Source organism: Vibrio sp. 704 (assembly GCF_033339295.1).
Genome location: NZ_JAWOUH010000004.1, coordinates 53,849 through 77,874, shown reverse-complemented (window position 1 = coordinate 77,874; position 24,026 = coordinate 53,849). Strand labels below are relative to the sequence as shown.

The window sequence follows — 24,026 nt, the reverse complement described above, 5'->3', positions numbered from 1 at the left end:
TCTTATGGATTTAATGGCTTAAATTTAAGCAATTGACCTTTTGAACCTGTAATTTTTTGTAATTCTTGAACTTGTCGTTCAAGTTTACTTTTTGACACATCAGGGCCAACAATCACTCTCGTAAACTCGTTTTCTTTCTTTGTGTGAGCTTGATAACCACGCTTTTGCAAATCCGCGACAAGCGCGACAGCATTTTCGTGATTCTTAAGTGCCATCAACTGAATGATCCAAGCTGAATCTTCATATTGATTTTTCTCTTGAACAGGACGAGTGACGACCTCAACTTGCTCTGGCTGTTTGATGACCTCAGGTTTAGATGTTGGCGCTGGCTCGGGCTCAGAAACGGCTACTTGAGCATCCTCACGTTCTTGCACTACAGCTTCAACCGGAGAATCCGGTAACGTAATGTCGTCTTCCACTGGCTCTAATATTTCGAAGTTTTCCACATCACTATCAAGTTCTGGTTTGATAGGAATACTGGCAAATTCTTCTTTGTAGTGCAGTTTCTTACCATCTAGCACATCGGGAAGAACAATGACTCCGACTGCGACTAGAATGATAGTGCCGACTAAACGACTTTGGAATTTACTTGCCATCAAAATACCTTTACTTATTTATTATTTGATTGCCAATGTTCCAATACCTCTCCGACGGTATGGAATGAGCCAACCACCAGAATAACGTCTCCTGTCTTTGCGTGGCTTCTCGCACTCTCGAAGGCGTCAACAGGGTTTTCAAAATGAACTTGCCCATCAGGTAAGTATTGGCACAATTCATCAGCGGTCGCCGCTCTCGGTCCAGTAAGCGACGCTGGATACCATTGTGTTGCAACTGGAGTTAGAGCTTCAATGGTTGCTTTAATGTCCTTGTCATGCAGCATTGCAACCACAATATGGATATTCTTACCCAGATATTGTTGCTTCACTCTCTCTACCAAATACTCAGCAGAGTGCGGGTTATGAGCGACATCAAGGACTATTTCAGGTTCGTGATGCAGTACCTGCATACGCCCCGCCAAACGAGCATTATTCAAGCCATTGACAATATTTATGTCAGTGATTTGCAATTCCGAAGCCCCTAGTGCCATCAGTGCAGTGGCTGCATTTTGTAATGGTAGCGATGGGATTGGTAAATCCTCTAACTCAAATGCCCCACTGCTCCATTTCCAACCATTATCAGTTAGTTGGTAATCGTACTGAATACCTACTTGGAAGAACTCAGAACCAATATCGTCAGCATGAGCCGCCACGGTCGCTGGTGGCGTTGGTTGACCACAAATTGCTGGCTTCCCTGAACGGTAAATGCCCGCTTTTTCAAAGCCAATAACATTGATGTCATCACCAAGCCAATCCACATGATCGATCGCTAAGCTCGTAATAACAGAAACATCATGGTCAACAACGTTAGTGGCGTCTAGACGACCGCCAAGTCCTACTTCAAGTAAGACAACGTCAACTTTCTCTACTTGGAAAATACGTAGCGCAGCAAGTGTACCGAATTCAAAGAGGCTAAGGCTAATATCACCACGCTGCTTTTCTACATAATCGAATGCTTCACAGTGCTTTGCATCTACAACATCGACGCCATTAATGCGTACACGCTCGTTGTAACGAATCAGGTGCGGAGAACTGTAAACACCGACTGAATAGCCAGCATCAAGTAAAATGGCTTCCATTAACGCACACGTTGAGCCTTTGCCATTGGTTCCGGCAACGGTGATTACGGTTGGAGCTGGTTTGGTAAGATTGGCTTTGTTTGCTACCGCTTGGACACGGTCTAAGCCTAGATCAATTGCTGAGGAATGAATATTTGCTAAATAATCAAGCCACATCTCTAATGAAGATGTGGCTTGAGGAGTTGGGTTTTGGGTCATCTAACTTTAACCATTAAATTCTTTGGTTTTTATGTTAGTTGATACTTTACCCTTTTTCGTCCGCTTCTGGTACAGAATATGGCTCTTCATTTGGAGATTCGTTAACCGAAACCACCAAAGGAGACTTGTGGTTAGTCATCTTAGCGATAAGACCACCCACACGCTGACGCATTTCACGACGGTCAACGATCATATCAATAGCACCGTGATCAAGTAGGAACTCACTACGCTGGAAACCTTCAGGAAGATCTTCACGTACAGTTTGCTCGATTACACGACGACCAGCAAAGCCAATGAGGGCCTTAGGTTCACCGATGTTGATATCACCCAACATAGCCAAACTTGCTGATACACCACCCATTGTAGGGTCAGTTAGAACAGAAATAAACGGCAGACCTTTTTCTGATAAACGCTCAAGCGCAGCACTGGTTTTTGCCATTTGCATAAGAGACATTAAAGCCTCTTGCATACGAGCACCACCACTTGCTGAGAAACAAACAAGCGCACAGTTATTTTCAATGGCTGCATCCACTGCTTTCACAAAGCGAGCACCAACGACTGAACCCATTGAACCACCCATAAAGGAGAATTCAAACGCACACGCCACAAGCGGCAGACCAAGCAATTCACCCTGCATAACAACTAGCGCATCTTTCTCGCCGCTGTTTTTTTGTGCAGCAGAGATACGCTCTTTGTATCGCTTAGAATCTTTAAATTTCAGTTTATCCTGTGGCTCAAGTTCAGAACCTAATTCAACTCGATTACCTTCATCTAAAAATGTTTCCAAACGACGACGCGCTTTCATACGCATGTGATGGTTACACTTTGGACAAACTTCTAAGTTACGCTCTAGTTCAGCATGGTATAAAACCTGTTCACAAGAGGTACATTTAGTCCACACACCTTCTGGGATAGAAGCTTTGCGTGAACTTACTAGATTACTTTTCTCTAAAATCTTTTCAAGCCAACTCATGGAAGACCTTTTCTCTCAACTCTTCCGCTTCATTGCGAAAGATATAAATTCGACATAATACCGACGGATTAAACCATATCTTGCAGCTACTGTAGATAAAAAACTGGTTGTACCTATTTTTGATATCGTAAATAGCGTATGTTTTCCGTTCACATTCAATGTAAACACTACCGATATTTTGAAATAAGTTTGTAAAATTAGTTCAAATTATCTGGTAAAAACAGTGGACCGATCGGCACTTCAGGTAACCCAAACTCTTCTGGGTAGTCTACATCTACCAGGTACAGACCTTCCGCTTTCGCTGTCGCACCCGCTAGTTTGCGATCTTTGGCGTCTAATAACCACTTGATCCATTCAGGACTCTCTTCGCCACGTCCAACTTTTATCAAGCTACCCGTGATATTACGAACCATATGATGCACGAACGCATTGGCTTTAATATCAATAACCACATAGTTTCCATGGCGCGTAACGTTCAGATGCATCAAGTTTCGAAATGGACTGCGAGACTGACAATGCGCCGCGCGAAACGACGTAAAATCATTTTCGCCGAGTAGGAACTGCCCTGCTTCATGCATTTTTTTCTCGTCGAGCTCACCATGATAGTGACTAACCCCCGAGTTTAAGATGCCTGGACGTAAAGCATGATTGAAAATAATGTAACGATAACGGCGCGCTGTCGCTGAGAATCTTGCATGGAAATCATCTGAAACTTCTTGAGCCCAACGAACCGCTATATCGCTCGGCATGTTCGCGTTTGCGCCCATGGTCCAAGCTACCATTTTTCGAGTAACGTTGGTATCAAAGTGCACAACTTGTCCCGTGCCATGCACGCCTGCGTCTGTCCGACCAGCACACTGAACTTCAACTGGGTGATTAGCGACGACGGACAATGCTTTCTCTAGCTCTTCTTGGACACTTTTCACTTCTCTTTGGCGCTGCCAACCAAAGTAGTTTGTACCGTTGTACTCGATACCTAATGCGATTCTCATCTTAACCTTCGAACTCTAAAATGGGGCGGGAAGTATATACTCAAGTCACCTCAAGTTGCCAGTTTCACCAAGGGTGACATAAAGGTAGCATCCTACTAACGGGACACAAAAAGGGTAGCAAACGCTACCCTTTTGTTTCGGTTTATCGGCCATTAATGGCGTCAATCAGGCTTTTTGCTTCGCGGCGAATATCATCCTCACCGTAAACAATCGCCTCTTCTAGTAGTTTAATCGCCCCTTGAGAATCGTTCATCTCGAGATAGATTTTAGCCAAATCCAGTTTCCCAGCCGCTTCAGCATTGCTATCTACGTCAATATCGCCGATCTCACCGATAACATCTGGAAACTCGTTCAATCCGACATCGAGCTTAAGGTCTTCTTCTTCGAACTCACCACCTTCTCTGTCGACCTGAGCCATCAATTCATCAATCGTCATAAATTGATTTTTCTTCGGGTCGAAGTCATCCAAGTCGCTTTGCTCTGCCCAGTTTTCTTGCGCGATCTCTGGCTGACTTAGTGCATCACTCGAATTCCAAACATCACGCTGGTCCTCAGGCACTTCTTCAGTAGAACTTACGTTATCAGCAGCGGGTTTAAAGCCATCCCAATCATCTCCAACATCAAGCATGGTTTCAAAATCCATACCTGCACTTGCGATGGTGTCACTGTCTAGTTTACCTTCAAATACTTCTGAGTTTGCGTCTTCCGCAAGAAGGTTAGCCATTGATGATTCATCATCCAAATTACTGAGCGGCTCACCCTCTGTCGCTGTTGGCTGCACTTCTGGGTCAGTATCAAAGCCGTTTTGCTGCGCAAATACTTCAAACAAAGCATCATGATCGTTATCGGCTTGAATAGCTGGTCTCGATGTCTCTGCTTCAACCTTAGGGCTCTCTGACGCACCCTCGTTCATTGACGCGAGAACATCTTCCTCATTGAACTCTGGAAGATCTTGGTCGTCAAAACTTAACTCTTCATCCTCACCGGAGATTGGTTCTATATCTGCAGTCTCAGAGCTCGGTAATTCTGGCTCTTCTTCCATCGACGCCAAGGCATCTTCTTCGCTGAACTCTGGCAAATCGAGCTCATCAAAATTGAACTCTTCTTCGGACTCAGTTGGCAAGTCGGCTTCAACCTGTTCTGGCTCAACGGACTCGGACGTTTCTAACTCCGGCTCATCCGCCATAGACGCCAATGCGTCTTCTTCACTAAACTCAGGAAGATCTAGCTCATCAAAATTGAATTCATCTTCTGATTCAGTTGGCAAGTCGGCTTCAACTTGTTCTGGTTCAACGGACTCGGACGTTTCTAACGTAGGCTCGCCAGCCATAGACGCCAGTGCATCTTCTTCACTGAACTCTGGCAAATCGAGCTCATCAAAATTGAACTCTTCTTCGGACTCAGTTGGCAAGTCGGCTTCAACCTGTTCTGGCTCAACGGACTCGGACGTTTCTAACTCCGGCTCATCCGTCATAGACGCCAATGCGTCTTCTTCACTGAATTCTGGAAGATCCAGCTCATCAAAATTGAACTCTTCTTCGGACTCAGCTGGTAAGTCAGCTTCGACTTGCTCTGGTTTAACAGACTCGGACGTTTCTAACTCCGGCTCATCCGACATAGACGCCAATGCGTCTTCTTCACTAAACTCAGGAAGATCCAGCTCGTCAAAATTGAACTCTTCTTCGGACTCAGCTGGCAAGTCGGCTTCAATTTGTTCTGGTTCAACGGACTCGGACGTTTCTAACGCAGGTTCGCCAGCCATAGATGCTAGAGCATCTTCTTCGCTGAATTCTGGAAGATCTAGCTCATCAAAATTGAATTCTTCTTCTGAATCGTTGGTCGACTCAGTTTCCGGCTCCAATTCAGGTTCATCCAGTAGCCAATCTTCTTCTTGTGGAACACCGAATTCATTTTCTATTGTATTTGGTGTCGGTGTGAAGGCTGGAATGTCTTCCTCTTGCTCAACGTGAGGCTGTACCTCAGCATCGGACTCCACGGATGGTTCTTGTGTTGAATCAGTATCGGTAGCCTCTTGTTGTAGTGATGAAGCTTCCTCTATCTCCGTTTGTGTTTTTTCAACTTGCTGCGGTAAATCGTCTTCACTATCAAATAGAGCGTCAAGTTCAGCAGAAAAATCCGCTTTTTCTTGTTCTGTTGGCAGAAGTTCTTCACTGTCTGACTCAAATAGGTCGTCTAGCTCGCTCATTAAAGGATCATTCTCTGGTGAGAGGTCCTCTAAATCACCAAGAAATTCATCGCTGCTAAATGGCTCTGAAGCAGCCTCTGGCTCGGTTAATGGTTGCTCTTTTGCAGCTTGTTGCGTGTCTGGTTGGCTTTCACTTAATAAAGCGTCGATGTCCAATCCAGACTCAATGTCCTGATCTTCATGAGTTTGTTCTGACTCAACTACGGAAGATGGCTTTTCGTCGGCGTCTGGCTCACCAAAACCAAGTGATTTCAGTAACTCTTCCTCTTCCGATTTATTCTGCTCTGGGCTCTCGTCCTCTCGAATCAGATCATCAAACGGATCTAAATCAGCTTCAGTCTCTTCATCAAGTTCAGAGGTAACATCATCAATGAGTTCATCCAGTAAGTCTGTGCTATCTGCGTCTAACTCTTCGATCGAGTCATCACCTTCAAAACCAGAGATTGCTTCTAGCTCGTTTAGTGGATCAAACTCGTCTGTGTCATCTTCATCAAAATCAATGAGTTCATCGAGTAGCTCTGTACTGTTTTCATCTAGAACAGGACCTTCATTGGCGTCAGCTTCTCGAACTTCCGATTCGCTAGCCGGTTGTTCATACTGGGCCAATAGCTTATCGATATCGTCGTCAGATGCCTCTCCTACACTAAAGTCATCATCCGACACAGGCTGTTTTAACTCAGGCTCATCAGTATCTAAATCGAAGTCATCGTTGCCAAGTTCAGCAAACAAGTCATCAAGCATATCCTGGTCGACAGTGTCACTTGGTAACTCTTCTGACGGCTCATCGGCTGCAAGTAACTCGGCAAATGCGTCGTCTGAAAGCGAGTCTGATTTCTCATTCGTATCATCCGAAAGATCGAAGCCAGACTCATCGTCATCGAGCACTTCTAGTTCTGGAGCAACCTCATCTAAGGCTCGCTCCATTTCTTCTAAACCAAGCGCTTTTTCTTCGCCGTTGACTTGGATACCATTGTTCGATGATTCAAACTCATCCAGACCAACATCTAGGTCGCCGTCATCGCCAATATCTGCAAATGGGTCATCGTCCCCTTCCAGATTGAAATCAAGTTCTTCATCGTCGAGGTTAGCAAAGACGTCTTCTTCTAAATCTGACTTCTCTTCTTGTAAAGACTGTGTGTTGATATCTTCATCTGCAAACAATTCATCATCAAGCGTGAGCTCTTCATCAAGCTCATCCGCCGCCGCTAAACCGATTGGCGCTGCAAGAGGATCAACGTTTTGCTGTTCCTGTGCAGCCGCATCTTCCTCTTTCGCTTTAGAGCGTCGACCAAGAAGCATAACAACTAGCAACGCAATCAAAGCACCAGGAATTAATGCCGCAAGACCAACAAGCCAACCATTCGACAAAATTTTGTCCATGGTGCTTGGTTGCATGCGTTGTTGTTCAGCAAGGCGCTGGCGTTCTTCAGCAAGCAGCTTCTCGACTTCTGAGCGAATGCGTTCTTCGTCATTCAGCTCGCTTTTCAAAGTTTCGACTTCGCTTTGCACTTCTGACAGCATCAATCGAAGACGATGGTTCTTCTCTTCTAATGAGTCTAATTCACTTTGTGAGCCTTGAAGTTTGTCCTTTAGCGCACTGACCTGCTTTTCACCCTGCGGAGAGGTAGTTACTGGTGGCGCAGGGATGACGGGTATTGTTTTCGGAGTTGGTTTTGGCTCCGTTGCTGCCACTGTCTCTGGCTTAGCCGCAGGCTTGGGTTCTACTTTAATTTGTGGCTTTGGTTGCTCGGTGACTCGTTGTGCTGGCGTCGCTCTATTTGTCGGCTTCGGCTGTTTTAACTTAGCTTCATGCGCCTTCATAATCGCAACAGCTTGCGCTGTGGTCGCGCTTTGCACTTGCTCTAGAGAAGGTACTCGTAGCCGACTCCCTGGGATCAATTCATGAATGTTTTGGTTCTCAAACGCTTGAGGGTTAATTCGGTAAATGGCAAGAAGCGTTTGTTGAACGGTAACACCGCGTGAAGGTCGTAATTCTGAAGCGATCGACCATAGTGTTTGATTTTCACCAGTCGGACCAAAGAAACGTGACGGTTGAGTATTCGCAGGAGGAGCAGGTAATGCTCGCTCAATATCTTCAGCATAGCTCGGAGATGATTGCACTTCACCAGACGGTCCAACAAGACGAATTCCTTCGGCTTGAACCACTGATGATGTCTGAGTCGCGCTCATCAACACAAGGGCTGCTAACAAACGCTTATAATTTTGACGCATAGAAGGCTCAGTTTTGTGCTAGATACAATTTGAAATGGTGATCGGTTAAATATATCGGATATCGCATGCAAAACTATAGCGTTGAGAATAAAAAATGTGTGGCTCTCGCCATATTCGTACTAATCTCACACTATTTTGTTTCGTTCGTACAAAAAAGCCTCGCACTGTGCGAGGCTTTGAAATGAACTGTAAGCGACTTAGTAGTAATCGCGGATCAGAACTTCTGCGATTTGCACCGCGTTAGTTGCCGCGCCTTTACGCACGTTATCAGCAACAACCCACAGGTTTACGCCGCTATGATGGCTGATATCGTTACGGATACGGCCAACCATTACATGGTCTTTACCGCCCGCATCGCGAACTTGTGTAGGGAAGTCTTCACCGTGGAACACTTCGATACCGTCAGTTTGCTCAAGCAAGTTAACGACTTCTTGTGCATCGATAGGTGAACGAGTCTCAATGTGAAGTGCTTCTGCGTGACCGTAGAATACAGGAACACGTACACACGTTGGATTGACTGTGATTGATGGATCGTTAAAGATCTTCTGTGTTTCCCACACCATTTTCATTTCTTCTTTGGTGTAGCCGTTTTCCATCATTTGATCGATTTGTGGAATACAGTTAAACGCGATCTGTTGAGAGAATTGCTTCTTGTCTGCAGGCAGACCGTTTAGCAGCTTCGCCGTTTGACCTGCTAGCTCATCGATACCCGCTTTACCTGCACCAGACACCGATTGGTAAGTTGATACGTTAATACGCTCAATACCCACCGCATCGTGAATTGGTTTTAGTGCCACCAGCATTTGGATGGTTGAACAGTTAGGGTTCGCGATGATGTTACGGTTACGAAACTCTGCAATCGCTTCTGGGTTTACTTCAGGCACAACAAGAGGAATGTCGTACTCGTAACGGAAGTGTGATGTATTGTCGATAACAATCACGCCTTCATCAGCGGCAATTGGAGCCCACTTGGCTGATAGCTCACCACCAGCAGAAAACAGTGCGATATGCGCTTGAGACCAATCGAACTCTTCTACGTTTTGAACGCGTACCGTTTTACCATTGAAGCGATAAGTCTTGCCTTCGCTGCGCTCACTCGCGAGTAGGAAGATTTCGCCTACTGGGAATTTGCGCTCTTGAAGCACATCCAAAATTGTTTCACCGACCGCACCGGTCGCACCTAAAATGGCAACATTATATTGCTGGCTCATTGACTTACCTCAATCTGAAAACCTAGTTCTGCTAATGGAGCAAGGTTACATGTTTTGTTACCCACTAGCGTGACAGCGCTGTATTCACGGCGATCCCAGTAGTTTTTACGCATCAGGTCAAAAGCGCCTGGCTTACTGATTTCACGGCGGAAAAGAGCGTCATCTCTACGCACATCATAGATTAACTGCGTGATGTTATGCAGTGTTGCTTCGTCCCAAGCTCTGTCCAATACCATAGTAGGAACAGGCGCGGTTGGCAGTAAATCGCTGGCATGCGCACGTAATTCGTTATTTAAGAACTCACAGTAGCTGTTGAAAATCATCGTTGTACCGCGAGCTTTCCCTTCCAAGCCGTAGCCTGCAACGTGAGGGGTTGCGAATGCTAGCAGAGGCAGAAGCTCCATATCAACCTCTGGTTCAAATTCAAATACGTCGAGTGCCGCTGTAAAGCCATCATTTTTCAAAAGACGTTGCTTCAAAGCAGCGTTGTCAACGATGGGACCTCGAGCCGCGTTAATCAAAATTTGATCGCTGCGGAGACCATTTAATACCTTCTCTTCAATCAAATGATGCGTTGGGTATGGGCCATCTTTGGTGATTGGCGTATGTAGTGTAATGATGTCTGAGCTTTCAATCAGTTCTGTCAACGGAGTAAAGCTACGAGGATCACCAGCCTCTTGTTTGAATGGGTCATTGATGAGAACTTTAATACCCATGCCTTTCAAACATTTCTCTAGGTAGCTACCTACTTGGCCTGCACCAATAATACCTACCGTCTTGTCAAATACCGAGAAACCTTGTTGCTGAGCGAGCACCATCATCACGCTGAACGCGTATTCCGCCACACCCACTTTGTTACACCCTGGCGCCGCAGTGAAGAAAATGCCTTTCTCTTTTAAGAGTGCTTGGTCAACATGATCCATGCCTGCCGTGGCCGTACCAACAAACTTCAGCTTGTTTGCTTTGCTGATCAGATCAGCATTCACTTTGGTGACTGAGCGAATCATTAGGGCATCAACATCCACTAAATCATCGGCGGTCAGTGTACGACCTGGTTTTAGAATTACGTTACCGAGTTGGCTGAATAGCTCTTCAGCATACGGCATATTTTCATCAACAATAATTTTCATAGCGCCAGCGTTCTAACATCCATTTGTAAGAGTTCGTTTATTCGCAAGATGCGAAACTAAAGCGATTGTGCCCTTTTCCCGAAAAATCTCAAGATATAACACCAATAAACCTCAAGGAGGTAACTCCTATAGAATCGATTGACGGGAAGCCTAGAGAAAAGTAGAAACAGAGAAAAGAAAAAGCCCGGCTAAATAGCCGGGCAAAGTTCCAGAACAAAAGGATCCTATCCCGCTCTCCATGGGATAGAGTCTGCGTCTGTTCGATCAGTGTGACTGATCAAGCTCTGGAAACTGGATTGTTGGCGTTTACAGTACTCTCGCAAGGCGCCAACAAATTCAGTTAACCTTGGTACTTTTTAATAACCAAAGTTGCGTTTGTGCCGCCAAAGCCAAAGCTGTTTGACATTACGGTCGTTAGCTCTGCATCACGTGCTTCTGTCACGATGTCCAGACCTTGTGCTGCTTCGTCCAAGTTTGAAATATTGATGCTTGGAGCAATGAAGTTTTTGTCTAGCATAAGTGTTGAGTAAATTGCTTCGTGCACGCCCGCTGCGCCGAGTGCGTGGCCAGTCATTGCTTTTGTTGCAGAGATTGCAGGGCTGTTCTCACCAAACAATTGTTGGATAGCACCAAGCTCTTTCACGTCACCAACTGGTGTCGATGTGCCGTGCGTGTTGATGTAATCCACACCATCTACGTCTTGCATCGCCATCTTCATACAACGAATTGCGCCTTCACCTGATGGCGCTACCATGTCGTAGCCATCTGATGTCGCACCGTAACCTACGATTTCACCGTAGATTTTCGCACCACGTGCCAGTGCGTGCTCTAGTTCTTCAATAACTAGCATGCCGCCGCCGCCCGAGATAACAAAACCGTCACGGTCTGCATCGTATGTACGAGATGCTTTGTCTGGCGTGTCATTGTATTTGGTTGACAGTGCGCCCATCGCATCAAACATCATAGTTTGAGACCAATCTAGCTCTTCGCCGCCACCAGCAAAAACAATATCTTGTTTGCCTAGTTGAATAAGCTCCATAGCATGGCCGATACAGTGTGCAGATGTTGCACATGCAGAGCTCATTGAGTAGTTCACGCCACGAATCTTAAATGGCGTAGCAAGACAAGCAGAAACAGTAGAAGACATAGTACGAGGAACCATGTAAGGACCAACTCGCTTTACGCCTTTGGCGCGCATCGTGTCTGTCGCTACCGTTTGATTGTATGCAGAAGCACCGCCAGAACCTGCAACGATACCGGTACGATCGTTTGAAACCTGCTCTTCTGTAAGACCAGCGTCTGCGATTGCCTGCTCCATTGATAGGTATGCATAAGCAGCCGCATCACCCATAAAGCGCATCTGCTTACGGTCGATGTGTTCCGCCGGGTTGATTTTTAGGTCACCCCATACTTGCGAACGAAGACCGTGTTCTTTGAACTGCTCAGATGCAGTGATGCCAGATTTGCCCGCTTTAAGAGACGCTAGAACTTCTTCGACGTTGTTACCGATACTTGAAACAATACCCATACCGGTGATTACGACTCGTTTCATTATGACATTCCTATAATTCAAAAATCCGCTAGATGATAACTAAGATAGTCAACAAAAGTGGTCAGCTTTCCCATAAATTCGTACAATCGCCCCATTCTTACCGCGCCAAATCACAAATTTGCACCATTATGACTTCAATAAAAAACGCAGAACTTGGTTGGAACGAAGCTGGTACTCCGGTTTCAGACCAATTTGATGATGTTTACTTCTCTAACGTAAACGGTCTTGAAGAGACACGCTACGTTTTCTTAAAACAAAATCATCTCCCAGAAAGATGGCAGGAATTTGACCAAAGACGTTTTGTCATTGGTGAAACCGGATTTGGCACGGGATTAAACTTCTTAGCAGTATGCCAGTGGTTTAGTGAGTTTCGTCGTCAGCATCCGGACGCAACATTGAAAGAGCTGCATTTTATTAGCTTTGAAAAATACCCATTAAGCAAAGCCGATTTAAAGAAGGCGCATGAAGCTTGGCCTGAGCTAGCTGAATACGCGGAAAAGTTACAAAAGCACTATCCTGCCGCTGTGCCGGAGTGTCATCGCATTGTTTTAGAAGACGGCGCAATCACACTCGACCTTTGGTTTGGTGACATTAAAGACTGCATGCCGCAAGTTCCATACAACGAACAAGGTTTGATTGATGCTTGGTTCTTAGATGGATTCGCGCCAAGCAAAAACCCAGAAATGTGGAACCAAGGCCTGTTCAACAACATGGCAAAGCTAGCCAATCAAGATTGTACAGTTGCCACGTTTACCGCAGCAGGCTTTGTACGTCGTGGTTTGAACGAAGCTGGCTTTACAATGAAAAAGGTGAAAGGTTTCGGCACTAAGCGAGAAATGATCGCCGGCTCTATGGAGCAACGTGAAAAGCAGTCGAACCATCTCCCTTGGTTCAATCGCTCAGCATCTAGCAATCTTGATTCGATTGCCATCATTGGTGGTGGTATAGCTAGCGCGGCGTTAGCGAAAACGTTAGTTCGTCGTGGCCAAAACATCACCCTTTACTGTAAAGACAAACAACCAGCCAAAGGAGCTTCAGGCAATCGACAAGGAGCCGTTTATCCACTGCTTAATGGCCCGCACACGGGTGTTTCACGAGTGTTTGCTCCTGCATTTTTGTTCGCACGTCAGTTTGTTGAACAAGCAGCACAAGAGATCGATTTTGATCATGACTGGTGTGGCGTGACTCAGTTGATGTGGGACGACAAATCCACAGACAAACTGGAGAAAATACTTACGGGTAACTTCACACCAGAGCTCATTCACAAGCTGTCCGCCGAGGAGACTGCGAACACTATCGGGTTACCTATTGATATGGCATCTGTGCACTACCCAATGGGAGGGTGGCTGTGCCCTGCCGAGTTAACTCGCGGGTTAATTAAACAATTGGAGCAGACGTCGTTACTCTCAACGAAGTTTGAACACCATGTTGAGGCATTAGATTGGGATGAAAAGCGTCAGCTCTGGCTACTAACGGCGAGTGGTCAAACATTTGAGCACTCAACGGTTGTGATTGCGAACGGCCATGAGTTCCAGACATTGAGTCAAACCGCTTCCCTACCAATGGGACAAGTGAAAGGACAAGTCAGTCATGCGCCAGCAACCGGAACGCTGAGTCAGCTGAAAACGGTGTTGTGTTACGACGGTTACATGACACCTGTTAACCCAAGTAATCAACACTTGTGTATCGGTGCAAGCTACGACCGCAGTCACCTTGACTACGAATTTGATGAAAACGCCCAAAAAGATAATGCGGAAAAGCTAGTGAAATGTGTACCGAATCAAACATGGGCAAAAGAGGTAGATATCACTGGTAATCAATCTCGCCAAGGTATTCGTTGTGTTAGCCGAGATCACTTACCATTTGTCGGAAATGTGGGTGACTTTGAGACGATCAAAACGCAATACGCCAACTTACAAAATCAAAAAGAAGAAGAGGTAGAAACCATTCATCAGTACCCTAACCTATTCTGCTTCTTAGGTTTAGGATCTCGTGGACTGAGCTCTGCACCATTATTAGCTGAAGTGTTGGCCTCCCAGATCTGTGGGGACCCGCTGCCATTACCGGTTGATGTATTGACCGAACTTCACCCAAGTCGAATGTGGGTTCGTAAACTAAGAAAAGGCAAAGCCATTACCGAGCTGTAAGAGTATTCTCTCGTTTTAATTCCCGACACAGATACGTGTCGGGAATCGCTAACTCACTAAGTTGCTCGTACTGAGATTACTTCAGCAGTGCAACTGCCTGTTTCACTTGCTCTGCCACTTCTGGGTTTACAACCTTACCCGATTCCACGTCAAAATTTTCGTAGAAGCTCGGCACAGATAACGATGCCTTTACATCCGCGCCAAAAAATTGAGCAGAACCTGTCGCCGCCGCAAGAACACTTTGTGCACCACCGGGACCTGGGGAAGTTGCTAAATAAACGACAGGTTTGTTTTGAAATACATTACGCTCAATGCGCGTCGCCCAATCGAACAAGTTTTTATAGGCCGCTGGGTACGAACCGTTATGCTCTGCGAAGGAAACAACGAGAGCGTCAGCCTCCGCCAAGTCACGTAAAAACGCGACAGCCCCTTCAGCTTGACCAATTTCTTTCTCTTTGTCCTCGCTAAACATTGGCGCTTGATAATCGTTTAAGTCTAGAACATTCACTTGAGCGCCTTCGACTTGGTTTGCTGCGTATGTAGCAAGTAGTTTGTTGATTGAGGTAGAGCTGGTAGATGCACCAAATGCGACAATTTTCATGGTTGTAATCCTTTGTTCACGTTTTATGCTGATCAGAATAAAAGTTGAACTGTTTCGCTACAACCACAAAAATTTTATGGAGAGGTTCGAATTTTTCGAAGTAGTAAATGACTAGGATTAAATAAAGGGAGAACGCTGCTTGGGGATTAAGCCTGAGCCTGGAGCTCTTGCCACAAATCACTGACAATCACGCGATCGGCCGGGCTTAACTCGGTACGCGCATCTTCTAAGCTGCTCTCAATGCGTGACTTCAGCTCAGTAATATCGCTAATCCCTTCTTCTTCACAAGACGCCGCGGATAAAGAGATGTGACCACGTAAATAACCACCAGCAAACAATTCATCGTCAGATGCTGTTTCAATTCGAGCATCAATCAGTTCCAGTAGTTTTTCTTCAAATTCAATAATCATGGTGTATCTCTGAGGTTATTAGTGGTTATTTAACGCAAAAGTCCGACGCTTCCAGTGGCTTAGTTTGATAAAATGCGCGCAGGGCATCAGAAAGCATTTTCACTCGCAAAGGCAAGCCAACGTCCAAAATACCTAGCACTTCTTTATGCACTTTTTTCATAAAGCCGAGCCTATCTGGTTCAAAATCGCCGTGTAGATTGTCACAACTCACCGTAAAAGGGAAGCCAGCGCTTTGTGCCAGAATCCATTCATAAGCTTGAGGTCGCACTTCAACTTTCTCAAACTCCGCTTGAACTTCTGCTGTTCGCCCATCGGGTTCATACCAATAGCCAAAATCTTCCAGCAAACGACGCTCTGGACCAGCCACACACCAATGCGAAATCTCGTGTAAAGCAGAGGCGTAAAAACCCCGAGCAAAAATAATCCGATGATGAGGGTGTTCATCATCAGCAGGAAGATAAATAGGCTCATCACCACCTAACTCTAATTTCGTATTAAATTGTTCTAAAAAGGTGTCATTAAAAATGGTGATTAAGTCTTGGTATTCGTGGGTCATCGTCGAGTTTGTACTTCAGTTTGACATGCGCTGCATATTGTCGCTGTTTTTAGCTATGAGGTAAAGGCAACCCCACATTTTTGGTTATTAGTTGAATTTATCTGAACATCGCTTTCTCCATACAATTTCTCATTCGTCAGCGTACTTATTTACCACTACACTCTCGCCTTATTTTGATGCCGTTCAAACCGCTATTTTTAAGCCGTTTGATTACAAGCATGTTGCTGGTTTTAATCACTTTTTAAGAGAGATAGAACCGTTTGTAAGTGTTGTTACTTCGCCTACGCTGATTCTCGTAGAACGTAGTGACTTTTTACGTTGAGTGTTTCCCTATGTTGCTAAGTGTGTTGTATATCATTGGTATCACGGCTGAAGCCATGACAGGTGCGTTAAGTGCTGGTAGAAGAAAGATGGACTGGTTTGGTGTTATGTTGGTGGCCAGCGCAACGGCCATTGGTGGTGGCACCGTACGTGACATTCTATTAGGCCACTACCCTCTTGGTTGGGTAAAAAACCCAGAGTTCCTTGCAATTACGTGTGTTGCAGGTGTGCTAACAACAGGTTTAGCGAAATGGGTGATTAAGCTGAAAGGTCTGTTCATTCGCCTCGATGCATTAGGTTTAATCGTGTTTAGTATCATCGGAACAAAAATTGCGATGGGCATGGGCTTGCACCCTGGTATTTGTATGGTTTCAGCGTTAGTAACTGGTGTATTCGGTGGGCTACTTCGCGACTTAATCTGTCGCCAAACACCATTGGTACTGCATGAAGAGCTTTACGCTTCTGTCGCTCTTATCGCATCAGGAATGTACTTAGCGCTATTAGAATTCAATGTTCCCGATGTCACTGCCACTATTATTACACTGGTTACTGGTTACATGTTGCGTATGGCTGCGGTACGCTTTAAGTGGCGTCTGCCTTCTTTCCATTTGGAAACCGAAGGCTCGATTCATTAAGCAAAAACTACTTAAACAAAAAAGGTTGCCTGATAAAATTGTGCCACCCGCGATTCAGTGAGTGGCATAATTTTATATTCAGTCATCCTGAACAGCGACGAAGGAGCATGATTCAGGATATATTATCCGAGCACTCTGTTGTCAGAGATGTTTCTTTCTCTTTTCATCGTGCTGAAATTAGATTCCTAGTCTAGCTATAGCTCGCTGGAATGACACAAAGCTCTTAAATCTTCGGTGTTTCAGTTGTTACGCCATGGTTTTGACCACGGTGGCGTAGTAAATGATCCATCACCACAATAGCCAGCATCGCTTCTGCGATAGGCACAGCACGAATACCCACACATGGGTCATGACGACCTTTGGTGATCAACTGAGTTGGTTCACCTTCTTTTGTGATGGTCTCACCCGGCACAGTGATACTTGATGTTGGCTTAAGCGCAATGTTTGCGACAATGTCTTGACCAGTCGAGATACCACCAAGAATGCCACCCGCATGATTACTACCAAAACCTTCAGGAGCAAGCGTATCACGGTGCTGACTGCCTTTTTGGTTTACCACCTCGAAACCGTCTCCGATTTCCACGCCTTTCACCGCGTTGATGCTCATTAGTGCGTGCGCGATGTCTGCATCCAAACGGTCAAATACGGGTTCCCCAAGACCAACAGGCACGTTAGTTGCCACAACCTGGATTTTTGCGCCAATAGAGTCGCCTTCTTTTTTCAGGTCACGGATAAGTTGGTCAAATGCTTCTACTTTGTCAGCATCAGGGCAGAAGAATGCATTGTTCTCGATTTCGTTCCAATCTACCTTGTCGATAGATACATCACCCATTTGTGACAAGTAAGCACGAATCTCAACACCAAACTCATCTTTTAAGTATTTCTTCGCGATTGCACCAGCAGCCACACGCATTGCGGTTTCACGAGCTGAAGAACGGCCGCCACCGCGATAGTCGCGGATGCCATATTTTTGGTGGTAAGTGTAATCAGCATGACCCGGTCTGAACTTATCTTTGATGTCAGAGTAGTCTTTTGAGCGCTGATCGGTGTTTTCAATTAGCAAACCGATCGATGTGCCCGTGGTTTTGCCTTCAAAAACACCAGAAAGAATTTTAACTTCATCCGGTTCACGACGTTGTGTGGTGTAACGTGATGTGCCTGGACGACGGCGGTCGAGATCGATTTGTAGATCTGCTTCTGTAATTTCCAACCCCGGAGGACATCCGTCTACGATACATCCCAGTGCGATACCGTGACTTTCCCCGAATGTCGTCACTCGGAAATGTTGTCCGATACTGTTTCCTGCCATTACTTCCTCAAGTTTTTTATCGCCACGCTCTATCAAAACAGAGCATAGCTGCTTTCCAATTCTTCGTGGATTCATAGTGGCTTTATTACGTTTTGATGTAAAGAGTTAATATCGGCGAGGTATGCATAAAAAAACACCGAGCATAAAGCTCGGTGTTTTGATGTTTAGTGCAAGACTCTATTAGTCTTTGTACAGTTTAAACTCTTCTGCACACTCAACCAGCTGGTCACGCGTTAGCATAAATACGCCATGACCGCCGTTCTCGAACTCAATCCAAGTAAATGGAATCTCTGGGTACTGTTCCATCATATGAATCATTGAGTTGCCGACTTCACAAATAAGAATGCCGTTATCTGTTAGATAATCTGGCGCGTTAGCAAGAATACGACGCACTAGTTTTAGACCATCCGTACCCGCAGCTAGCCCAAGCTCAGGCTCATGCGTGAACTCATCTGGCAGGCTGTTCATGTCTTCTTCATCCACATATGGTGGGTTAGACACGATTAGATTGTATTTCTCTTTTGGAAGATCACGGAACAAATCAGAGCGAATTGGGAACACTTGCTGCTCCATGCCATGATCTTGTACGTTTTGCTCAGCCACTTGTAGAGCATCTGTAGAGATGTCGATCGCATCCACTTCTGCTTCAGGGAAAGCGTGCGCACAAGCAATCGCGATACAACCAGAACCCGTACATAGGTCCATGATGCGCGTAGGCTCTTCCACCAACCAAGGTTGGAATTCCGCTTGAATCAATTCGCCGATAGGAGAGCGTGGCACAAGTACACGCTCATCAACGAAGAACTCAAGACCGCAGAACCATGCTTTGTTGGTTAGGTATGCTGTTGGCGTACGCTCGTTGATGCGTTTTACTACGCGCTCAACAATACGCAGACGCTCGCTTGTCGTTAGGCGAGAGTTCAATACGTGCGGAGGCACATCAATCGGCAAGTATAAGGTTGGCAGGATAAGCTGAACTGCTTCATCCCACGCATTATCAGTACCATGACCGTAAAACAGGTTCGCTGCATTAAAGCGGCTTACCGTCCAACGAATCATATCTTGAAGGGTATGCAGCTCCGATACCGCTTCTTCTACAAAAATCTTATCCAAAATTGCCTCCGAAAAGCGCTACAATACTGCCAATAAAGTTTATTAATGAAATTGTTTACCTAATGAGCAAAAAAGACACCGAGAACGATGACGATTTCGCCTTGTTTCAGGAAGCAGTACAGGGCGTAAAAAAGTTGCGACAGGATACCATAATCCAGCAACCAAAAAAAAATACTAAGCAAAAAGAAATCAAGCGCTCCAACCGTGAAGCGAGTGACTCTGAATTTTACTTTTCAGACGAGTTTGTCCCTCTATTAAACGATGAAGGTCCAACTCGTTATGCACGTGACGACGTCTCCACTTATGAAGTCAAACGTCTACGTCGTGGCGTGTATGTACCGGACGTGTTCCTCGATATGCACGGCATGACACAGCAAGAAGCAAAACGCGAGCTTGGTGCGATGATAGCCTATTGCATCAAAAACGAGATTCATTGTGCGTGTGTACAACATGGTATTGGGAAACACATCCTGAAACAGAAAGCCCCACTTTGGTTAGCACAGCATCCTGACGTTATGGCTTTTCACCAAGCGCCTCTAGAATTTGGTGGTGATGGTGCGTTGTTAGTGTTGCTTTCAATTCCTGAAAAGTAATAGGCTTACCGTAGACACGATGAAACGAAAAGGCAGGGATCTCCTGCCTTTCTTATTCTGTCTCTAATTTGCAAACGCTTATTTTGGTTTAGACACTTATGGCGTAATATGCCATAGCACTTCACCATTTTGTGTTTGTAAATCATATTCAATGCACACTAGCCCTGATGTAGGAAACATCGGTGGTGTCATGTCTTTTACAAACTCTGAAGTCAGATAACCGACCAAAGGCAAATGCGATACGAACAAAAGCGAGTCCAATTGTTCGACTTCTATTAACGCACTTGCGAAATCGAAGACATGCTCGGACTGGCCATAAGGTGTAATATCTTCACAAGTTTCAATGCTTTTTGCAGAGAAATACGCACTGATCTCTTGCCAAGTTTGTTGAGCTCTAATGTACGGACTCACCAACACTTTATCGAATTGCGCAAAACCCTGTTCTTTACAGGCTCTCGCAACCGCTTCTGATTCGACTCTGCCTCTTGGGGTCAATTGTCGTGCTGCGTCTGAATCTGCAAAATGCTCGGCTTCACCGTGACGCATGATGAATATTTTCATGTTATTTCCTAGGGATAGCTAACGCTACCAAAAGGTTGACTGCTATCTTTATTAGATAGACGGGGCTAACTTTAACAATGACGAAACAAAAATACTGATATAATTATCTGTTCATTATACCAATTCGCTTGTTAAAGATAGCGACTTTCTTAACAATCTATTAAAAGAATGTACTCAGTTCATCACACTATTTAACTGTGCAATGAGTTCAGAGCATTCACTCAAACAGTTCTTACCCATACGCAAACGCGATGGGCCTGTGCAGAAGTCTACGAATAACAAAAATACGGCAAGCAGTATTTGTCGAAACGCAAACTTTGCGCCCCCCCGCGAGGGGAGCCTAAATTACTGTAATGCGAAATCTGGAGACGCATCGTGCATCTAAGTCCTAACGATTCAAATCAATACCGCTACATTACCTTGAGCAATGATCTGCGTGTACTGCTGATTCATTCCGATACGGCTCAACAGTCGGCAGCTGCTCTGGCAGTGAACGTTGGACACTTCGACGACCCAAACGATCGCCAAGGTCTGGCACACTATTTAGAACACATGCTTTTTTTGGGTACGGAAAAATACCCTAAAGTGGGCGAGTTTCAAAGCTATATTAGCCAACACGGTGGAACAAACAACGCTTGGACTGGTACAGAGCACACTTGTTTCTTTTTCAATATTGCTCCAAATGCCTTTGAAAGTGCCTTAGATCGATTTAGCCAATTTTTTACCGCACCTTTGTTTAACGAAGAAGCATTAGACAAAGAGCGACAGGCTGTCGACTCCGAATACAAGCTCAAACTCAATGATGATTCTCGTCGCCTGTATCAAGTTAACAAAGAAGTCATCAATCCAGAGCACCCGTTTTCAAAATTCTCTGTCGGAAACTTAGATACTCTTGGCGACCGAGATGGTAAATCCATCCGCGACGAAATTGTGGAGTTTCACCACTCTCAGTATTCCGCCGATTTGATGACACTGACTCTATTTGGGCCACAGTCGCTCGATGAACAGCAAGCTTGGGTAGAAACCATGTTTGCCGACATCCCAAATCACCACCTTCGTGGAAAATCGATTGATGTACCGATAGGCACTGAGGAAAGCACGGGCATTTTGGTTCAAGTCGAGCCGCTCAAAGAGTTCCGTAAACTGATTCTCACATTCCCCATGCCGGGAATGGATGCGCATTATAGCGTGAAGCCACTCTCCTACTTTGCTCACCTGTTGGGTTATGAAGGAGAAGGCAGTTTGATGCTTCAACTCAAAGAAAAAGGCTGGATTACCTCTCTCTCAGCGGGCGGCGGCGCGAGTGGCAGTAACTACCGAGACTTTACCGTAAGCTGCACCCTGACGCCAAACGGCTTAGATCATGTTGATGATATCGTTCAAGCGGTTTTTCAATACCTCTCGATGATCAAACAAGACGGGTTAGATGAATGGCGCTATCTCGAAAAACAAGCGGTATTAGAATCGGCTTTCCGCTTCCAAGAGCCATCGCGCCCAATGGATCTCGTCAGCCATCTGGTGATCAACATGCAGCACTATCAACCGGAAGACACGGTTTATGGTGACTACAAAATGGCGGGCTACGATGAGGAGTTACAGCGTTCATTGCTGCGATACTTAACCATCGATAATGTACGCGTCACTTTGATTGCTAAAGGCCTGGAATACAACCGTACTGCCGAATGGTACTTTACCCCGTACTCCGTCACACCTTTTAGTGAAGACCAACGTCGTTTCTATCAACAAATCGATCCAAGCTGGCAATTCGTCTTACCGGAAAAGAACCCTTATATTTGCTACGATCTCGACCCCATGCCACTCGAAAATGGTGATTCACTGCCAGAGTTGATTGAGGATCTCGAAGGGTTTCGGCTGTGGCATTTGCAAGATGACGAATTTCGCGTGCCCAAAGGTGTCGTTTATGTCGCTATCGACAGCTCTCATGCCGTTGCATCACCAAAGAACATCGTCAAAACGCGCTTATGTGTAGAGATGTTCCTCGATTCGCTAGCAAAAGAAACCTATCAAGCAGAAATCGCAGGGATGGGTTACAACATGTATGCTCACCAAGGTGGCGTGACCTTAACCCTCTCAGGGTTCAGTCAAAAGCTGCCTCAGTTGCTAGAAATGATTCTGCACCGTTTTGCTTCTCGAGATTTCAGCCCTGCTCGCTTTGAAACCATCAAACAACAATTGTTACGAAACTGGAGAAATGCTTCACAAGATCGCCCTATTTCGCAGCTGTTTAACGCACTTACTGGGTTACTTCAACCCAATAACCCGCCTTTCGCAACCTTAGTCGAAGCGCTAGAAGAAATCGAAGTCGATGAACTCTCGGTATTCGTAGAATCCATTCTTGCAGAACTGCACGTTGAAATGTTTGTTTACGGAGACTGGCAACGCCAGCAAGCCCATGACATGGCTACGACCTTGAAGGATGCTCTAAGAGTTAACGAGCAACGTTATGAAGAGGCACTTCGTCCGCTCATTATGCTAGGTAAAAATGGCAGTTTTCAACGTGAGGTGCATTGTAATCAGCAAGATTCAGCAGTCGTTATTTACCACCAGTGCGAGGATATTGAGCCTCGCAGTATCGCGCTATACTCATTGGCCAATCACCTTATGTCGGCAACGTTTTTCCACGAAATCCGTACCAAGCAGCAATTAGGTTACATGGTAGGCACTGGCAATATGCCGCTAAATCGTCACCCTGGTATTGTACTGTATGTGCAGTCACCTAATGCAGCACCTGCCGAGCTGGTTACCTCAATCGATGAGTTTTTAAATGCCTTTTATATGGTGCTGTTAGAGTTAAACGATTACCAATGGCACAGCAGTAAGCGCGGCTTGTGGAACCAAATAGCAACGCCGGACACCACACTTCGAGGACGGGCTCAACGTCTTTGGGTTGCGATAGGAAATAAGGACACTGAGTTTAACCAACGTGACAAGGTACTGGCGGAGTTGAAGAAGCTGACGCGCGCAGACATGATTCGCTTCGTTGTGAACGAATTGAAACCTCGTACTGCAAATCGTTTGATCATGCACTCTCAAGGTCAAGCGCATTCGGAGGCTCCGCGCATCCATCTAGGACAAGAAATAGGATCGATTGAAGAGTTCCAACTTCGGCCAAAAGATTGCGGCTTGGGGTGATCTAGTTGCGCAGAAATAAAATTGTCGAATACTAAGTATGTACCTAGAGCCCAGTGAGATTGTCGGTCTCATAGATTGAATCGGCACCATAATTAGCAGAAAATTGAAATTACGCCATTACGGCTTATGCTCTAATTCCCCGCACTAAAAATAACTTAATGAGGTAGTCATGAAAAAAGCACTTTTACTTGTGGCTCTTATACTGCCATTGGCATCTGCTCACGCTGAAATCTCAGTCAAAGGCGATGGCTTCGAATTAAGTGACGACTGTGTGCGCCTTAGCGGAGACAATGTATCTATCAACTCAGATGATTGCTCTTCAAAGCAGTGGAATGATAAAGACAAAAAAGGTAACAGCAGCGTTCACGGGGACGACAACCCAGGTAAAGGCCACAATAAAGATAAGAAAGACAAGAAGAAGTAACCATTTCTTCTTTATGAAAAAGGCTTGCCACTGG

The 24,026-nt window shown here is 45.5% G+C and carries 19 protein-coding genes; 5 read left to right on the top strand and 14 right to left on the bottom strand.

The window, feature by feature from the left end; translation table 11 throughout:
- Positions 1–2 precede the first annotated feature (2 nt).
- The 8 genes from R7R24_RS08555 to fabB all read right to left on the bottom strand — a co-directional run bounded on the left by R7R24_RS08555 (position 3) and on the right by fabB (position 12,169).
- Positions 3–596 carry an SPOR domain-containing protein gene (locus R7R24_RS08555; protein WP_017820797.1) on the bottom strand — a complete coding sequence of 198 codons (594 nt, stop codon included), beginning with the start codon at positions 594–596 and terminating at the stop codon, positions 3–5.
- Between the two features lie 14 nt (positions 597–610).
- The gene (gene folC / locus R7R24_RS08550) at positions 611–1,873 is read right to left on the bottom strand and encodes a bifunctional tetrahydrofolate synthase/dihydrofolate synthase (RefSeq protein ID WP_053349561.1); all 1,263 of its coding nucleotides are present in this window, start codon (positions 1,871–1,873) and stop codon (positions 611–613) included.
- A gap of 46 nt (positions 1,874–1,919) precedes the next feature.
- Positions 1,920–2,846 carry an acetyl-CoA carboxylase, carboxyltransferase subunit beta gene (gene accD / locus R7R24_RS08545; protein WP_005380583.1) on the bottom strand — a complete coding sequence of 309 codons (927 nt, stop codon included), beginning with the start codon at positions 2,844–2,846 and terminating at the stop codon, positions 1,920–1,922.
- 197 nt (positions 2,847–3,043) lie between these two features.
- Positions 3,044–3,838 (bottom strand): tRNA pseudouridine(38-40) synthase TruA, encoded by a 795-nt coding sequence (gene truA, locus R7R24_RS08540; protein WP_033907367.1) that lies wholly within the window; start codon positions 3,836–3,838, stop codon positions 3,044–3,046.
- 142 nt (positions 3,839–3,980) lie between these two features.
- Positions 3,981–8,276, bottom strand: coding sequence for a FimV/HubP family polar landmark protein (locus tag R7R24_RS08535; RefSeq protein ID WP_054577617.1), 4,296 nt, complete (start codon positions 8,274–8,276; stop codon positions 3,981–3,983).
- A gap of 197 nt (positions 8,277–8,473) precedes the next feature.
- The gene (locus R7R24_RS08530) at positions 8,474–9,487 is read right to left on the bottom strand and encodes an aspartate-semialdehyde dehydrogenase (RefSeq protein ID WP_005380562.1); all 1,014 of its coding nucleotides are present in this window, start codon (positions 9,485–9,487) and stop codon (positions 8,474–8,476) included.
- The gene (locus R7R24_RS08525; RefSeq protein WP_054577616.1) at positions 9,484–10,617 is read right to left on the bottom strand and encodes a 4-phosphoerythronate dehydrogenase; all 1,134 of its coding nucleotides are present in this window, start codon (positions 10,615–10,617) and stop codon (positions 9,484–9,486) included. Before R7R24_RS08525 ends, R7R24_RS08530 begins: the two co-directional genes overlap by 4 nt.
- A gap of 340 nt (positions 10,618–10,957) precedes the next feature.
- On the bottom strand, positions 10,958–12,169 hold the full coding sequence (gene fabB / locus R7R24_RS08520; protein WP_005380557.1) for a beta-ketoacyl-ACP synthase I: 1,212 nt from the start codon (positions 12,167–12,169) through the stop codon (positions 10,958–10,960).
- A gap of 128 nt (positions 12,170–12,297) precedes the next feature.
- On the opposite strand from fabB, the gene mnmC reads away from it, so the two are divergent.
- Positions 12,298–14,316, top strand: a complete 2,019-nt coding sequence (mnmC, locus tag R7R24_RS08515; protein WP_054577615.1) for a bifunctional tRNA (5-methylaminomethyl-2-thiouridine)(34)-methyltransferase MnmD/FAD-dependent 5-carboxymethylaminomethyl-2-thiouridine(34) oxidoreductase MnmC — start codon at positions 12,298–12,300, stop codon at positions 14,314–14,316.
- A gap of 76 nt (positions 14,317–14,392) precedes the next feature.
- On the opposite strand, the gene R7R24_RS08510 is transcribed toward mnmC, so the two are convergent.
- The 3 genes from R7R24_RS08510 to R7R24_RS08500 all read right to left on the bottom strand — a co-directional run bounded on the left by R7R24_RS08510 (position 14,393) and on the right by R7R24_RS08500 (position 15,883).
- On the bottom strand, positions 14,393–14,917 hold the full coding sequence (locus R7R24_RS08510; protein WP_005380552.1) for an NADPH-dependent FMN reductase: 525 nt from the start codon (positions 14,915–14,917) through the stop codon (positions 14,393–14,395).
- Between the two features lie 146 nt (positions 14,918–15,063).
- A complete protein-coding gene (locus R7R24_RS08505) occupies positions 15,064–15,327 on the bottom strand; it encodes a YfcL family protein (protein WP_005380548.1) in 264 nt (87 codons plus the stop codon).
- Between the two features lie 25 nt (positions 15,328–15,352).
- Positions 15,353–15,883 (bottom strand): elongation factor P hydroxylase, encoded by a 531-nt coding sequence (locus tag R7R24_RS08500; protein WP_005380546.1) that lies wholly within the window; start codon positions 15,881–15,883, stop codon positions 15,353–15,355.
- A 332-nt stretch (positions 15,884–16,215) separates the two neighbouring features.
- On the opposite strand from R7R24_RS08500, the gene R7R24_RS08495 reads away from it, so the two are divergent.
- Positions 16,216–16,839, top strand: a complete 624-nt coding sequence (locus R7R24_RS08495; RefSeq protein WP_005380544.1) for a trimeric intracellular cation channel family protein — start codon at positions 16,216–16,218, stop codon at positions 16,837–16,839.
- A gap of 223 nt (positions 16,840–17,062) precedes the next feature.
- Here the strand turns inward: R7R24_RS08495 and aroC are convergent, their stop codons facing one another.
- Positions 17,063–18,148, bottom strand: coding sequence for a chorismate synthase (gene aroC, locus R7R24_RS08490; RefSeq protein ID WP_031780893.1), 1,086 nt, complete (start codon positions 18,146–18,148; stop codon positions 17,063–17,065).
- Positions 18,149–18,328: 180 nt separating this feature from the next.
- Positions 18,329–19,261: a 50S ribosomal protein L3 N(5)-glutamine methyltransferase gene (gene prmB / locus R7R24_RS08485; RefSeq protein WP_005380541.1), complete on the bottom strand. Its 933-nt coding sequence runs from the start codon at positions 19,259–19,261 to the stop codon at positions 18,329–18,331.
- Positions 19,262–19,323: 62 nt separating this feature from the next.
- Here prmB and smrB point away from each other — a divergent pair, with 62 nt between their 5' ends.
- Positions 19,324–19,854 (top strand): endonuclease SmrB, encoded by a 531-nt coding sequence (gene smrB / locus R7R24_RS08480; protein WP_005380539.1) that lies wholly within the window; start codon positions 19,324–19,326, stop codon positions 19,852–19,854.
- 96 nt (positions 19,855–19,950) lie between these two features.
- On the opposite strand, the gene sixA is transcribed toward smrB, so the two are convergent.
- A complete protein-coding gene (gene sixA, locus R7R24_RS08475; RefSeq protein ID WP_005380537.1) occupies positions 19,951–20,415 on the bottom strand; it encodes a phosphohistidine phosphatase SixA in 465 nt (154 codons plus the stop codon).
- A 375-nt stretch (positions 20,416–20,790) separates the two neighbouring features.
- Between sixA and R7R24_RS08470 the strand changes: the two genes are divergently transcribed.
- Both R7R24_RS08470 and R7R24_RS08465 read left to right on the top strand, forming a co-directional pair.
- Positions 20,791–23,568 carry an insulinase family protein gene (locus tag R7R24_RS08470; protein ID WP_054577614.1) on the top strand — a complete coding sequence of 926 codons (2,778 nt, stop codon included), beginning with the start codon at positions 20,791–20,793 and terminating at the stop codon, positions 23,566–23,568.
- Between the two features lie 169 nt (positions 23,569–23,737).
- Positions 23,738–23,992: a hypothetical protein gene (locus tag R7R24_RS08465; RefSeq protein WP_017635936.1), complete on the top strand. Its 255-nt coding sequence runs from the start codon at positions 23,738–23,740 to the stop codon at positions 23,990–23,992.
- The last annotated feature ends 34 nt before the right edge of the window (positions 23,993–24,026 follow it).

Bases quoted from the DNA above. Each gene is read 5' to 3' on its own strand.
- R7R24_RS08465 (WP_017635936.1), top strand. From the start codon at position 23,738: ATGAAAAAAGCACTTTTACTTGTGGCTCTTATACTGCCATTGGCATCT.
- accD (WP_005380583.1), bottom strand. From the start codon at position 2,846: ATGAGTTGGCTTGAAAAGATTTTAGAGAAAAGTAATCTAGTAAGTTCA.
- fabB (WP_005380557.1), bottom strand. From the start codon at position 12,169: ATGAAACGAGTCGTAATCACCGGTATGGGTATTGTTTCAAGTATCGGT.
- folC (WP_053349561.1), bottom strand. From the start codon at position 1,873: ATGACCCAAAACCCAACTCCTCAAGCCACATCTTCATTAGAGATGTGG.
- R7R24_RS08555 (WP_017820797.1), bottom strand. From the start codon at position 596: ATGGCAAGTAAATTCCAAAGTCGTTTAGTCGGCACTATCATTCTAGTC.
- R7R24_RS08510 (WP_005380552.1), bottom strand. From the start codon at position 14,917: ATGAAAATTGTCGCATTTGGTGCATCTACCAGCTCTACCTCAATCAAC.
- mnmC (WP_054577615.1), top strand. From the start codon at position 12,298: ATGACTTCAATAAAAAACGCAGAACTTGGTTGGAACGAAGCTGGTACT.
- R7R24_RS08505 (WP_005380548.1), bottom strand. From the start codon at position 15,327: ATGATTATTGAATTTGAAGAAAAACTACTGGAACTGATTGATGCTCGA.
- R7R24_RS08535 (WP_054577617.1), bottom strand. From the start codon at position 8,276: ATGCGTCAAAATTATAAGCGTTTGTTAGCAGCCCTTGTGTTGATGAGC.
- aroC (WP_031780893.1), bottom strand. From the start codon at position 18,148: ATGGCAGGAAACAGTATCGGACAACATTTCCGAGTGACGACATTCGGG.
- smrB (WP_005380539.1), top strand. From the start codon at position 19,324: ATGAGCAAAAAAGACACCGAGAACGATGACGATTTCGCCTTGTTTCAG.
- R7R24_RS08530 (WP_005380562.1), bottom strand. From the start codon at position 9,487: ATGAGCCAGCAATATAATGTTGCCATTTTAGGTGCGACCGGTGCGGTC.
- R7R24_RS08525 (WP_054577616.1), bottom strand. From the start codon at position 10,617: ATGAAAATTATTGTTGATGAAAATATGCCGTATGCTGAAGAGCTATTC.
- sixA (WP_005380537.1), bottom strand. From the start codon at position 20,415: ATGAAAATATTCATCATGCGTCACGGTGAAGCCGAGCATTTTGCAGAT.
- R7R24_RS08495 (WP_005380544.1), top strand. From the start codon at position 16,216: ATGTTGCTAAGTGTGTTGTATATCATTGGTATCACGGCTGAAGCCATG.
- R7R24_RS08500 (WP_005380546.1), bottom strand. From the start codon at position 15,883: ATGACCCACGAATACCAAGACTTAATCACCATTTTTAATGACACCTTT.
- truA (WP_033907367.1), bottom strand. From the start codon at position 3,838: ATGAGAATCGCATTAGGTATCGAGTACAACGGTACAAACTACTTTGGT.